The following is a 13,127-nucleotide window of genomic DNA, read 5'->3' on the forward strand; positions in this document are numbered from 1 at the left end:
GTCAGAATTGCGAGGCTTCGAACCCGTGGCGGCTGCTAGCGGTCATTACCGGTACTATGCTCGCCCAGTCCTTGGGCTCGATATAGCCCAGCATCTGCGGCTCACCGTGGGCGTCACTGGCCCGGATGAACAAGGTGGAGCCGTAGCCAAACGTGGTGTTCGTTGACAGGTGCATGTCCAAAAGCAGTTGGTCCATGCATTCGCTGTGGCTCACCAGAATCAGGTTCTGGCCCGCTACTTTGTGCTTGAGGGCATCACGCAACATGGTGCCCCGGCAGTTGAACAGCCAGTCCTGTGCCTCAACCGGGTGCACAAACATGGCGCTGGCAGTTTGCCGCGCACGGGTCAACAGGCTGCTGTAAATGTCAGCGTTCTTGAGCCCCAACTGATTGAAGTCTGCGCCAAGCGCCTGAACCGCAGCTTCACCGCGCACCGTCACACCGTCTGCCGGGCCCAGGCACTGCGCCGAGGAACGGTCGCAACGCTCGCCATGACGGACCACCGCAATCACATCACCCTTGGCCCAGCTATCGGTCAGTAACACCACATGATCGGCATGGCTAGGCTGTGCCAGATCAGGCGGGGCCGCAGGTGCCAGCAGCGTCAGCGTCAACGCAATAGCCATCACGCTCGCGACGATCACCACCAGCGCATTTTTATAACGGACCAGGCCACGGCGTAGCAGCGTACGGTTAATCCCGGTCAGATCAAGGCTCAACGTCACGGTACTTATACCCTCTGCGGCAGTCAGTGAAAGACACCGGCCTACCCTATCGCTCGAATATGACAACGGGTCGCATCGCGGCCCTGCTGTAAGAAATAGACTTGCACAATTTAGGCATCTATTAGCTGAACAGTAGGTTAAAAAAATGGAGGTCAGAGGCAGGTGAAACGAATGTGAAAAAAAGCGTAAAAGCGAAGATCAGGCACACGCTTCAAATGGATATGAGGTTATGTGAACTGGTGCAAAACAAAACGTTTCAGCTCTGACGAATGCAGCCGATACCTCTCCAACACAACACTCGGCTGGGTCAAAAAAAATAATTCCCTCCAGCGAACTTAGATCATGCGTGCAGCGTTCCTGGAGAACCTTATGAATAGATGGCTGAGCGATATCAGCGTCAACCTGAAACTGTCCCTGGGCTTTGGCCTGGTACTGACCCTTACCTGCGTGATGGCCGTCTGTAACTGGATCAGCCTCGACAAGATGATTGATCGCAGTAACTGGATGAGCGACATCACGCGGCTCAACACGGCGTTTACCAACCTGCGGGTGGCACGCTTGCAGTACATGCTCACCGATGGCGACGAAACCGCCGCGCAGAATGTACAAGCCAGCATTGATGCGTTCTCGGCCCAGCAAAAAGAGCTGATCAGCACCTTCCTGAGCCCGGAAAACCTCAAGCTGCTCAAAGAGCAACAAGAGATCATCGGCCGCTACGAGCGTGCGCTGGTCACGATGCGCAAGGCTTACGTTGAGTCCGCCGTGTCGCGGGCCAACATGGACCGCAATGCCGTACTGGCACAGGACGCCATCGCAACCCTGATCAAGCGCGCCCTGCAAATACCCGTCGGCGATGAAAGCCGTTTTGCCATGTTCCAGAACGTGTCCGAAGTACGTGAGCAGTTCCTGCTCTCGCGTTACCAGGTTCGGGCCTACATTGCTGCACCCAACCCCACGACCGAAAAGGCCGCACGCCAGCAACTGGACACCGCCATCGCAAGCCTGGAACGCCTGAGCTCGCACTTTGGCGAAAATGCCGGCGACACCCTGCGCACCCTGGGCAAAACCATGGAGCAGTACCAGCAAGCGCTGGAGCTGTATGCCAGCACCGACAACACCATCATCGCCATGCGCAAAGACATGACCGAATACGGCGCCAGCGTCCTTGGCCTCAGCGATGAGCTGTACAAGATCCAGCTGGAACGTCGCGACATCGAAAGCGCCACGGCCAACAGCATGCAATTGATCACCACCTTGCTGGTCTTGCTGTTTGGCATCACGGCCGCCGTGATCATCACGCGCCAGATCACTGTGCCTCTGCGTGAAACCCTGGCCGTGGTAGACCGCATTGCCGGTGGCGATCTGAGCCACAACCTGCGCGTGACCCGCCGCGATGAGCTGGGCGTACTGCAACAAGGCATTGCACGCATGGGCACCACCCTGCGCGAGTTGATCAGCGGTATCCGCGACGGCGTCAGCCAGATCGCCAGCGCGGCCGAAGAGCTGTCTGCCGTGACCGAACAAACCAGCGCCGGGGTCAACAGCCAGAAGATCGAGACCGATCAGGTGGCCACCGCCATGCATGAAATGACCGCCACTGTGCAAGAAGTGGCGCGCAATGCCGAGCAAGCCTCCCAAGCGGCCGCAGCCGCCGACAACGAAGCTCGCGAAGGTGACACCGTGGTCAATCAGGCGATTGACCAGATCGAGCGCCTGGCCGTGGAAGTGGGTCGCTCGACCGAAGCCATGGCTGTACTGCAACAGGAAAGCGACAAGATCGGCAGCGTGATGGACGTGATCAAGGCCGTGGCCGAGCAGACCAATCTGCTGGCCCTCAACGCCGCCATCGAGGCTGCCCGCGCCGGTGATGCGGGTCGCGGTTTTGCCGTGGTTGCCGACGAAGTAAGGGGCCTGGCCCAGCGCACGCAAAAATCCACCGAAGAAATTCAAACCCTGGTGGCGGCCCTGCAAAGTGGCACGCAGCACGTGGCCACCGTCATGCACAACAGCCGCACCCTGACCGACAGCAGCGTGACCCTGACCCGTCAGGCGGGCACCTCACTGCAAGGCATCACCCGTACGGTGTCGAATATCCAGTCGATGAACCAGCAGATTGCCGCTGCTGCCGAACAGCAGAGCGCGGTCGCCGAAGAAATCAGCCGCAGCATCGTCAACGTGCGCGACGTCTCCGAGCAAACCGCAGCGGCCAGCGATGAGACGGCCAAGTCCAGCGTTGAACTGGCGCGTCTGGGCAATCAGTTGCAAGAGATGGTCAGCCACTTCAAGGTGTAATGACCCACTCGTGACACAGGAGGGGCCGCTTCAGCGGCCCCTTTTAAAGAACGGCGCCCGCCATCAACAGTGACTTGCCGGGAGACGTTACTCATCGTCCCCGGACATAGGTTCACGACAAAGTGCCGCACTACTTACGGCTATAAACAACTAAGAAAAACCTTACCGACAAATGTAAACGTGCGCATAGTCGAACAATTAACGCCTCACCTAAAGTCTCGGGCCGAACTAATAACAGGCCCCAGACTCATGTCAATTCAAAAAAAATCCGCACTTAAAGTTACTCTTGCCATTGCAACGTTGTTTGCGGTGTCCTCTTCGTTTGCTCAAGACTACACAGCCAGCTGCTCGACTGCCGGGTTCACCGGCACCGCCTATTTAAATGCAGAAAGGGAAGGTCCGCTGGTCTACGTCACCAATACCGCCTATCAAATCAAAGCGCCTGCAGGGCATCAGAACGCTCATGCCGCCAAGCTCAGCGTTTATGAAGTTGACGGCTATTTTAATAAACCAACACCGTGGAGAAGTTACAGCAAGAACCTCAGGCAAGATAATCTGAAGCACGCGATGAAAATGCGAACCTACCTGTGGACACCTAGTTCAGTGACTCAATACGTAAAGTTTGAATTTGATCGATCACAAAACAGCAAACCCACTTGCACTGCCAGCGTAAAAATCTTACTGCCTGGCTAACAAAACCTTTTAATAGCCGCGAACTTGGTTCACGGCTATTAAACACACGGGCTTATATACACCGGCAACCTTCATTGCCAGAAACCCACTTCACAAGCGCACGGTACGCATCAACGTGTCGTACGCATTTCGCTCATTCGTGCTGCACACGCGCCCGCTTGAGCAGTTTTTTGCTGCGCTCGGACAGGTGCAGCACCCGCAGATGCTTGCCCGCCTTGCGATAGCGCTCGCGCAAGGTGTCCAGTGCCGCGATGGCCGAGTAATCCATGAAGTTCAGGTGGCGACAATCCAGCGTCACCTGAGCCGGATCGTTGGCCGGGTCGAACTGCTTGAGAAAGGCCGTGGTCGAGGCAAAAAACAACGTGCCATGAACACGGTAAAGCTTGCTGCCGTCGCTTTGCAGATCCGCGTCGGCGTACAGCTGACGCGCCTGCTGCCAGGCAAAATTGAGCGCGGCGATAATCACCCCGCACAGCACCGCCACCGCCAGGTCGGTAAACACGGTAATCACCGTCACGGCGATGATCACCAGCACATCGTTGAGCGGCACCTTGTTCAGCACCCGCAACGAGGCCCAGGCAAAGGTCTGCTGCGAGACCACAAACATCACGCCCACCAGCGCCGCCAACGGGATACGCTCGATAAACGGCGACAGGAACAACACAAACAGCAAAATCATCAGTCCGGCAGTCACACCCGACAACCGACCACGGCCGCCGGAGCTGAGGTTGACCACGGTTTGGCCGATCATGGCGCAACCGCCCATGCCACCAAACGCACCCGACACCATGTTTGCCGCGCCCAACGCCACGCACTCGCGGTCCGGGTAGCCACGGCTCTCGGTGATTTCGTCGGTCAGGTTGAGGGTCAGCAGGGTTTCCAGCAAACCCACCACCGCCATCACGATTGCGTAGGGCGCGATGATGCTCAGGGTCTCAAGCGTCCAGGGAATCTGCGGCAGGCTGAAGCTCGGCAAACCGCCAGCAATATGCGCCATATCGCCCAGGGTGCGGGTCGGCAAGCCCAGAAAATAGACCGCCAGGCCCACGCCCAGAATGGCCACCAGGGCAGGCGGCGCGGCGCGGGTCAGGCGTGGCAGCAGATAGACAATAGCCATGGTCGCGGCCACCAGCCCGATCATCATGTACAGCGCCATGCCACTGAGCCAGGTGCCGCCGTCCTTGAAGTGATCCAGTTGCGCCAGGGCAATCACGATCGCAAGGCCGTTGACGAAACCCAGCATCACCGGATGGGGCACCATGCGCACCAGCTTGCCGAGCTTGAACAAACCGAACGCCAGCATGATCAGCCCGCTCAACAGCACGGTGGCCAACAGATACTGCACGCCGTGTTGCACCACCAGCGCGACGATCACCACCGCCATCGACCCGGCCGCACCGGACACCATGCCCGGTCGCCCGCCAAACAGCGCGGTGAGGGTGCAGATGATAAACGCGCCATACAAGCCCATCAGCGGGTTGAGGTGGGCAACCAGCGCGAACGCGATGCACTCGGGCAACAAGGCGAAGGACGTCGTGAGCCCGGCCAGGACATCAGCGCGCAGACGTGAGAATTTCATGGCTTACCTAAAAGTCGGGACGGGAAAAACGGAAGGGATAATAAGTAAAGGATGGTAACAAATTGCAGGGGCTAAAAAGAAATTGTGGGAGCGGGCTTGCTCGCGATGCAGACACCTCGGTCATTCTGGTTCACCGAGGTGTGGCCATCGCGAGCAAGCCCGCTCCCACAAGCGTGATGCGTGTATGTGCGTTGCGGGTTTACTTCACAACCATGCCCACACCACGACCACGCGGGTCGGAAGCGGTTTCAAGCTGGGTGCCGTTAACCCGGATCGCCTGGATATCGCCCATGTTCCAGCCCTGATCCTCCAGGGTGTAACCCATTGCCTTGAGCTCGTCAGCCACCTTGCCGGTGAGCGGTGCATAGGCGTCGAAGTAAATCGTGTCTTTGGGCAGCAACTGGTGATGCACGCGCTGTGCAGCCACGGCTTTCTCCAGTGGCAAGTCGTAGTCGTAAATGTTGTTCAGCACCTGGAAAATCGAGGTGAAGATCCGCGAACCACCCGGTGTGCCGAGTACCAGCGTGACTTCTCCATCGCGTGTCACCAGGCTTGGGCTCATGGAAGACAACATGCGCTTGCCCGGCTCGATGGCATTGGCATTGCCGCCCACCACACCAAACGCGTTGGCCACCCCCGGCTTGGAGCTGAAGTCATCCATTTCGTCGTTCAGCAAAAAGCCCGCGCCTTTGACCACAACGCCACTGCCGTAGTCCCAGTTCAGGGTGTAGGTATTGCTGACCGCATTACCCTGCTTGTCGACGATGGAGAAGTGCGTGGTCTGGTGCGGTTCAAGGCCCGGCTTGACCTTGGCAGTCTCGGAAATAGCCTTCGGATTGACTTCTTTCGCACGCTTGGCGATGTAGGCCGGGTCGGTCAGTTCAGCCACCGGCATCTTGCCGAAGGCCGGATCGCCGAGGTAGTCGGCACGGTCGGCAAACACGCGTTTTTCGATCTCGGCCAGCAGGTGGATATACGGCGCGGAGTTCAGCTCAACGCCTTTGAAGTCCGCTGCACGGTCTTCTTTGATGCCGATCAGTTGGGCCAGCGCGATACCGCCCGAGCTTGGCAGCGGCGCGGTGTACAGGGTGTTGCCGCGGAAATCGACGCGCATCGGTTCACGCCAGTTGACCTTGTATTCGTTCAGGTCTTCCTTGGTGATCAGGCCTTTGTCCTTCTGCATTTGCGCGACCAGCAGGTCAGCGGTCTTGCCATGATAGAACTCTTTGGCGCCCTGATCGGCGATGCGTTCCAGGGTCTCGGCCAGCTCAGGCTGCTTGAAGGTTTCGCCGGGCTTCATGCTGCCAAAGTAATCACCGAAGTTGGTGGTGCCCTTGAACAGCGCCAGCGCATCTTCGCGGTACTGGTATTGCTGGTCGGCCACCTTGAAACCGTTTTTAGCGTAACCCACGGCCGGGGTCAGCAGTTCGGCCCACGGCAATTTACCGAAGCGCTGATGCGCTTCCCACAAGCCCATCACCGTACCCGGCACGCCAGCGGCACGGGAACCGACCAGGCTCAGGTTCTCGATGATCTCGCCTTTTTCGTTGAGGTACATGTCGCGGGTGGCGGCTTTGGGCGCCGTCTCGCGATAGTCGAGGAAATAGGGTTTGCCATCGATGTACATCGTCATGAAACCGCCGCCGCCGATGTTACCGGCTTCGGGGTACGTCACGGCCAGGGTGAAGGCGGTTGCCACGGCAGCGTCGACCGCATTGCCGCCTTTTTTGAGAATCTGCGCGGCCACTTCGGCACCGTACTGGTCCGGTGCAGCGACAGCCCCGCCCTCCAGGGTAACGGCATAAGCCGAGGAACTGGCAGCGATGGCGGCCGTCAAGGCCAGGGTTTTGAACCACACAATGCGCATTCGGTACTTCCTTTTATTGTTATCAACTGTGGCCAAACCTTGTCTGATTTGGGCAACATTTTCAAACAACAAAAAACAAAATTGCGGGTTGTGTGACCTCTGTAGCCGCTGAGGAGCGTAGCGAGGCTGCGTACGGTTGCGCAGCAATCATTGGCAAACACCAGGGCCTGATTTTGCGACCACTGCGTCGCAGTACCGCATCACGCCGATCGCAGCCTTCGTTCCTCGTCAGCGACTACAGGGATGTGTCAGGTTTCGGTGATCAGTGCATCCACCAGACCACGGGCCAGTTCGACGCCGTGAATCACGCACCACAACTGCTCGGCCTCAAAACCGCTGAGGTGGGAGCGGATGTCGTCGGCGGTCAGTTCTGCGCCTTTGAGCAGCAACGAGGCATGTTTGAGCGCTTCCTGAACAGGTACGCCGGGGTTGATGGCAAACAGCGAAGTGCCCTGGTGGGCGCAGGTGAACAGCGGAGGATCGGGAACAATTTTTTTCATGGAGGGATTCCAATGCAGTCTGAAAAAAGCTGCCTCTGTCCCGCTGTCAATCGGTAGGGGTGGCAGCTGCATGCGGGTTGACAGACCGAGAAAATCCCAAAAACTCGGCGCACTTGAACGTGCCCCGCACACAGCCGCCATAACATTGAGAAACATGTAAAGCGCTGAAATTATATTTGGACGGTCTGTCAAAACCGGTCACTGAAATCAGCGACCCGGCGAGACTATCCACCCATGTGCAACGCCACAAGACGGTCAGGATTCTCTAGGAATCGTCCCTCAATATAAAGCGACGCAGCAGGTGCAGACGTTGCTTTATGTGTAGGAACTTCACTCAAGCCCTGTGGGCTTGTCGCAGATCGCGTAGCTGGCGAGCTTGGCCTGGATAAAGTCCAGAAAGCACTGAATGCGCAGCGCCAGTTGTGAGTTGCGGTAGTACACGGCGTTGATCGGTTGGCGGTAGCCGCTGTTGAACTCGCCCAGCACGACGTGCAAGCGCCCGTGGGTAATGTCTTCATGGGTCATGAAGTGCGACAGGCACGCAATGCCCTGCCCTTGCAGCGCCAGATGGCGCACGGTTTCACCGCTCGAGGCGCTGATGGCCGGCTGGATGGGCCAGCGATCACCCTGTGCATAACGTAGCGGCCACTGATTGAGGCCATCGTTTTGGGTAAAGCCGATCAGGGTGTGGTTGGCCAGGTCCGCCACGCGGGTAGGGACGCCGTAACGGGCAAGGTAGTCGGGGCTGGCCAGGATGTTCAGCGGGCTGCACCCCAGGGAACGGGCGTGCAAGGTGGAGTCGGCCAGGGTGCCGATACGAATGGCGATGTCGGTGCTTTGCTCCAGCAAGTCGATGATCAGGTCGTTGCTGTTGAGTTCGAGCTGGATTTCGGGGTACAGCACACGGAATTCGGGGATAAACGGCACGATGGCGTGCAGCACAAAAGGCGCGGCTGCATTGATGCGCAACCGTCCCGAGGGCGTGCGCTGGTGCGAGATGAGGCGCTCTTCCAGCTCGTCCATCTGTTCAAGGATCAGCTTGGCCCGCTCGAAGAAAAACTTGCCCTCCTCGGTCAGGTCCATGCGCCGCGTGGTGCGGTTGATCAGCGTGGTGCCGAGCTTGGCTTCCAGCCTTGAAAGCGTGCGGCTGACGGCGGACGGCGTTTGCCCGGCTTGCTCGGCAGCGGCAGAAATCGAGCCGCACTCGATGACCGAGACAAAAATTTGCAGCTCATCGGATCTGGCTTTCACGCGGGCGACCTTATCTACGTGTGGGAGCGGGCTTGCTCGCGATGGTATCACCGCGGTTGGTCTGAACAACCGCGTCGCCTGCATCGCGAGCAAGCCCGCTCCCACCCTGGCGTCGTTATGCCTTGAGACCGAACACCTCGCTCAGGTGCTGTTCATAACGCGCGGCGTCGATTTCGGGTTGCGGACGCTTCATCACGTCGACACACAAGAAGGTCGGCAGGCCGGTCATGCCCAGGAATTCATTGGCTTTATGGAACGGGAAGTACACCGCGTCCACGCCTTTGCCTTCGAAAAAGTCCGCCGGATCATCGAACGCTTGCTGCGGGGCGTTCCAGGTCAGGGACAACATGTATTTTTTGCCGTGAATCAGGCCGCCGCTGCCGTAACGCTGAGAAGCGTCGGAACGGGTACGACCGTCACTGGCGTAGAGCTTGCCGTGGCCTTGGGTAAACACTTCATCGATGTACTTCTTGACGATCCAGGGCGCACCCATCCACCAGCCCGGCATTTGATAGATGATCACGTCAGCCCACAGGTATTTTTCAACCTCTTCAGCGATGTCGTAGCCTTCGTCGATGTGGGTCACTTTGACTTCAAAGCCCTGGCGGTCAAAAAACGCCAGCGCGGTGTCGTGCATGGTCAGGTTGTAGCGACCATCGGAGTGGGCAAATTTTTTGGCGCCGTTAAGCAAGAGTATTTTTTTCATCATCAGCCTCCAGGGGGGTAAACCCTCAGCGCTGTTGAGCGACAGGGGGGTTAAAAATCATGTCGGCAGAATATCGATGCGCTTGCTCAAGAAAAACCCGTGGTGGGTCAAATCACCTTTGCTGTTAATGCACGAATGAATACTCAATTGTTGATCAGCAAGTGCGCACCCAATAGCGCCATGCCTATAAAGAACACCCGTTTGAACAGCGCGGCGCTGATGCGCTGGCGCAACCACTGCCCCAGCCACATGCCGAGCATGGCGGGCACCAGCGCCAGCAATGAGGCATTGAGCTCACCGCCGCCCAGATTGCCGCGCCAGTAAAGCCCGGCGGCAAGGGCCAATGTGGAGACGCTGAAGGACAATCCCAAGGCCTGAACCAATTGGTTTTTGCTTAAGCCCAGCGCCTGCAGATAGGGCACGGCGGGAATCACAAACACGCCTGTGGCCGAGGTAATCACCCCGGTGATCACGCCGCATATCGGGCCCAGCCAGCGCTCGCGCTGCGGGGCGACGCGCAGGGTGGGCAGCCACAGCCCGCTGAGGGCGTAGAGCAGCAAGGCCGCCCCCAGCGCCCGCACCACCCACGTGCAGCCGTCGATACTTAGCCAGAGCATGCCAACCCCGGTGCCGATAAAGATGCCCAGCTGCATGGGCCACAGGCGTTTTATCAGCGTGCGCAACTGCCCGCCTGCAGCCAGTTGCCAGGCGTTGGTGACAATGGAGGGAATGATCAGCAGCGCAGCAGCCTGCGCTGGAGCAATAGCCAGCCCGAGCATGCCCATCGCCACCGTTGGCAAGCCAAGACCGATGACGCCCTTGACGGTGCCCGCCAGCAAAAAGGTCATCATCACCAGCAGTGACAAGGCCAGGCCGAGGTGTTGGTAGAACTCGATCAGTGTTTTCATGGGTGTATGCTGGACCACGACGACGGCGTTGAACATTCGCCATAGATGAAGCCTGCCTATTGCACAACAATAGGCTGAACACACACCTGGGCGGGCAAGGACCTTTCATGCACTTCGATCTGGTTGATCTGCGCCTGTACTTGAATGTGGTGCAGGCGGGCAACATTACGGCGGGCGCCAGCCTCAGTCATTTGTCTCTGCCCGCGGCCAGTGCGCGGATCAGGGCGATGGAGGCGTCGTTGGGCGTGGCGTTTTTACACCGCTCTCGCCGTGGGGTCAGCCCGACCCCGGCCGGGCAAGCGCTCGCGCACCATGCACGGCTGTTACTGCAGCACGTCGAGCGCATGAACCATGACCTGGCTGAGTACGCCCTGGGCTTCAAGGGCCGGATACGCCTGCTGTGCAACACCTCAGCCCTCACCGAATACCTGCCCGAGCTGCTCGCCGATTTCGTGCGCCAGCACCCCACCATCAGCGTCGACCAGCAAGAACTCACCAGCCTGCGCATCACCCATGCATTGCGCCAGGACGCAGCCGATATTGGCGTCATCTCCAATGCCGTCGACACCCGCGACCTGCAAACCCGCCCCTTTCGCGATGACCCGCTGGTACTGGTGGTACCCCTCGGCCATCCACTGGCCAACAGGCCTGATCTCTCCTTCAGCGACACCCTGAGCCATGACTATGTAGGGTTGTCGGCCAGCAGCGCGTTGGCGGTGTACCTGGAAGAGCAGGCGCTGCACGTGGGCGTTCGCATGCAGGTGCGGATTCGCGCCGAAGGTTTCGACGGGGTGTTGCGCATGGTCGCCCGCGGTGCCGGGCTGGGTGTCGTACCCAAGGCGACGATTGAGCGCTGGCAGGCGCCGCGCACCTTCAAGGTGGTGAACCTCTGCGAGCCGTGGGCGGATCGCAAACTGCTGCTCTGCGCACGCTCGTTTGAGCAGTTGCCTGCCTATGCAGTGGCATTGCTGGAGGCGTTGAGCCTGTAGGAAGAGTCGCTGTTTGGTGCTCTCCTGTATGCCTTCATTTTTACCAAGAGTAATATCCGGGGCTTGCGACACCCTAGGCACCTTTGGCCGCGGGTATTTTTATCAAGTTTTTGAGAATAACAACTCACAGGGCACCCGATGGCTGACGCTAACTCCCCCCCGGTCACACTCAAACGCGGTTTGAAAAATCGCCATATCCAGCTGATTGCCCTGGGCGGCGCGATTGGCACGGGCCTGTTTCTGGGTTCGGCGGGCGTGCTCAAGTCGGCCGGACCGTCGATGATTCTTGGCTATGCGATCGCCGGTTTCATTGCGTTCCTGATCATGCGCCAGCTGGGCGAAATGATCGTCGAAGAACCGGTTGCCGGCTCCTTCAGCCACTTTGCCCACAAGTATTGGGGCGGCTACGCGGGGTTTCTGTCGGGCTGGAACTATTGGGTCCTGTACGTGCTGGTCGGCATGGCCGAGTTGACGGCGGTGGGCAAGTACATCCAGTTCTGGTGGCCCGAGGTGCCGACCTGGGTCAGCGCCGTGGTGTTCTTTGTGCTGGTCAACCTGATCAATACGCTGAACGTCAAAGTGTTCGGCGAAATGGAGTTCTGGTTCGCCATCATCAAGGTGGTGGCGATTGTCGGCATGATCGTACTGGGTTGCTACCTGCTGTTCAGCGGCACCGGCGGCCCGCAGGCGTCGATCAGCAACCTGTGGAGCCACGGCGGGTTCTTCCCCAATGGCGGCATGGGCTTGCTCATGGCGATGGCCTTTATCATGTTTTCCTTTGGTGGCCTGGAGTTGGTGGGCATCACGGCGGCTGAAGCCAGCGAGCCGAAAAAAGTGATCCCCAAGGCCATCAACCAGGTGGTGTACCGGATCCTGATTTTCTACGTGGGCGCACTGACCGTGCTGCTGGCGTTGTACCCGTGGGACCAGTTGCTGGTCACGCTCGGCGCCGGTGGGGATGCCTACGGCAGCAGCCCGTTTGTGCAGATTTTTGCCTTGATCGGCAGCGACACCGCCGCGCAGATCCTCAACTTTGTGGTGCTGACCGCCGCGCTGTCGGTCTACAACAGTGGTGTGTACTGCAACAGCCGCATGCTGTTCGGCCTGGCCGAGCAGGGTGACGCGCCCAAGGCACTGATGAAACTGACCAAAAATGGCGTGCCCTTGCGCGCGCTGGGCGTGTCGGCGCTGGTGACGTTGCTGTGCGTGGTGGTCAACTATGTGGCCCCGCATAAAGCGCTGGAGCTGCTGTTTGCGCTGGTGGTTGCCTCGTTGATGATCAACTGGGCGCTGATCAGCCTCACCCATATCAAGTTCCGCAAGGCGATGGCCGTTGAGGGCGTGACGCCTTCGTTCAAGGCGTTCTGGTTCCCGTTCAGCAACATCCTGTGCCTGGTGTTTATGGCGGTGATCGTCTCCGTCATCTGGATGATCCCCGACGTTCGCGCTTCGGTGTATGCAATCCCGGTATGGCTGCTGATCATTTACGGGTTCTACCGTTTACGCCTGAGCAAGGGCCAGGCGCTGGCGAACACCCGCTAAGCCTTCAGCCGTTACACAAAAGCCCCGCGCACTCACTCAGTGCCGGGGCTTTTGCGTATCTGGGTGTCGGAATCAG

At 58.8% G+C, this 13,127-nt stretch carries 11 protein-coding genes and 1 pseudogene; 5 read left to right on the forward strand and 7 right to left on the reverse strand.

Annotated elements, in window-relative coordinates:
* Window position 1: 1 nt before the first annotated feature.
* On the reverse strand, window positions 2-724 hold the full coding sequence (locus V6P94_RS24355; protein ID WP_219262369.1) for a histidine phosphatase family protein: 723 nt from the start codon (window positions 722-724) through the stop codon (window positions 2-4).
* A 504-nt stretch (window positions 725-1,228) separates the two neighbouring features.
* On the opposite strand from V6P94_RS24355, the pseudogene V6P94_RS25140 reads away from it, so the two are divergent.
* The 3 genes and pseudogenes from V6P94_RS25140 to V6P94_RS24365 all read left to right on the forward strand — a co-directional run.
* Window positions 1,229-2,113: pseudogene (locus V6P94_RS25140) on the forward strand (methyl-accepting chemotaxis protein); the annotation flags it as partial.
* A gap of 198 nt (window positions 2,114-2,311) precedes the next feature.
* Entirely contained in the window at window positions 2,312-3,016 is a 705-nt protein-coding gene (locus V6P94_RS25145; protein ID WP_405046758.1) for a methyl-accepting chemotaxis protein, read from the forward strand.
* 249 nt (window positions 3,017-3,265) lie between these two features.
* Entirely contained in the window at window positions 3,266-3,709 is a 444-nt protein-coding gene (locus V6P94_RS24365; RefSeq protein WP_133078823.1) for a hypothetical protein, read from the forward strand.
* A gap of 133 nt (window positions 3,710-3,842) precedes the next feature.
* Here V6P94_RS24365 and V6P94_RS24370 read toward each other — a convergent pair whose 3' ends face one another.
* The 6 genes from V6P94_RS24370 to V6P94_RS24395 form a co-directional block, all read right to left on the reverse strand.
* A complete protein-coding gene (locus tag V6P94_RS24370) occupies window positions 3,843-5,288 on the reverse strand; it encodes a SulP family inorganic anion transporter (protein ID WP_133078822.1) in 1,446 nt (481 codons plus the stop codon).
* 199 nt (window positions 5,289-5,487) lie between these two features.
* Window positions 5,488-7,155, reverse strand: coding sequence for a gamma-glutamyltransferase (gene ggt, locus V6P94_RS24375; protein ID WP_133078820.1), 1,668 nt, complete (start codon window positions 7,153-7,155; stop codon window positions 5,488-5,490).
* Between the two features lie 248 nt (window positions 7,156-7,403).
* Window positions 7,404-7,655 carry a DUF3077 domain-containing protein gene (locus V6P94_RS24380; RefSeq protein WP_133078819.1) on the reverse strand — a complete coding sequence of 84 codons (252 nt, stop codon included), beginning with the start codon at window positions 7,653-7,655 and terminating at the stop codon, window positions 7,404-7,406.
* 330 nt (window positions 7,656-7,985) lie between these two features.
* On the reverse strand, window positions 7,986-8,906 hold the full coding sequence (locus V6P94_RS24385; protein WP_326397303.1) for a LysR family transcriptional regulator: 921 nt from the start codon (window positions 8,904-8,906) through the stop codon (window positions 7,986-7,988).
* Window positions 8,907-9,021: 115 nt separating this feature from the next.
* Entirely contained in the window at window positions 9,022-9,612 is a 591-nt protein-coding gene (locus tag V6P94_RS24390; RefSeq protein WP_133078817.1) for an NAD(P)H-dependent oxidoreductase, read from the reverse strand.
* A 143-nt stretch (window positions 9,613-9,755) separates the two neighbouring features.
* Complete coding sequence (locus tag V6P94_RS24395; RefSeq protein WP_133078816.1) at window positions 9,756-10,520, reverse strand: sulfite exporter TauE/SafE family protein; 765 nt, start codon at window positions 10,518-10,520, stop codon at window positions 9,756-9,758.
* A 107-nt stretch (window positions 10,521-10,627) separates the two neighbouring features.
* On the opposite strand from V6P94_RS24395, the gene V6P94_RS24400 reads away from it, so the two are divergent.
* Together V6P94_RS24400 and V6P94_RS24405 are read left to right on the forward strand one after the other, a co-directional pair.
* Window positions 10,628-11,509 (forward strand): LysR family transcriptional regulator, encoded by an 882-nt coding sequence (locus tag V6P94_RS24400; protein WP_133078815.1) that lies wholly within the window; start codon window positions 10,628-10,630, stop codon window positions 11,507-11,509.
* 138 nt (window positions 11,510-11,647) lie between these two features.
* A complete protein-coding gene (locus tag V6P94_RS24405; RefSeq protein ID WP_133078814.1) occupies window positions 11,648-13,051 on the forward strand; it encodes an amino acid permease in 1,404 nt (467 codons plus the stop codon).
* The last annotated feature ends 76 nt before the right edge of the window (window positions 13,052-13,127 follow it).

The organism is Pseudomonas sp. ML2-2023-3 (assembly GCF_037055275.1).
Classification (GTDB): Bacteria; Pseudomonadota; Gammaproteobacteria; order Pseudomonadales; family Pseudomonadaceae; genus Aquipseudomonas.

Bases quoted from the DNA above. Each gene is read 5' to 3' on its own strand.
- V6P94_RS25145 (WP_405046758.1), top strand. From the start codon at position 2,312: ATGACCGCCACTGTGCAAGAAGTGGCGCGCAATGCCGAGCAAGCCTCC.
- V6P94_RS24365 (WP_133078823.1), top strand. From the start codon at position 3,266: ATGTCAATTCAAAAAAAATCCGCACTTAAAGTTACTCTTGCCATTGCA.
- V6P94_RS24370 (WP_133078822.1), bottom strand. From the start codon at position 5,288: ATGAAATTCTCACGTCTGCGCGCTGATGTCCTGGCCGGGCTCACGACG.
- ggt (WP_133078820.1), bottom strand. From the start codon at position 7,155: ATGCGCATTGTGTGGTTCAAAACCCTGGCCTTGACGGCCGCCATCGCT.
- V6P94_RS24380 (WP_133078819.1), bottom strand. From the start codon at position 7,655: ATGAAAAAAATTGTTCCCGATCCTCCGCTGTTCACCTGCGCCCACCAG.
- V6P94_RS24390 (WP_133078817.1), bottom strand. From the start codon at position 9,612: ATGAAAAAAATACTCTTGCTTAACGGCGCCAAAAAATTTGCCCACTCC.
- V6P94_RS24395 (WP_133078816.1), bottom strand. From the start codon at position 10,520: ATGAAAACACTGATCGAGTTCTACCAACACCTCGGCCTGGCCTTGTCA.
- V6P94_RS24400 (WP_133078815.1), top strand. From the start codon at position 10,628: ATGCACTTCGATCTGGTTGATCTGCGCCTGTACTTGAATGTGGTGCAG.
- V6P94_RS24405 (WP_133078814.1), top strand. From the start codon at position 11,648: ATGGCTGACGCTAACTCCCCCCCGGTCACACTCAAACGCGGTTTGAAA.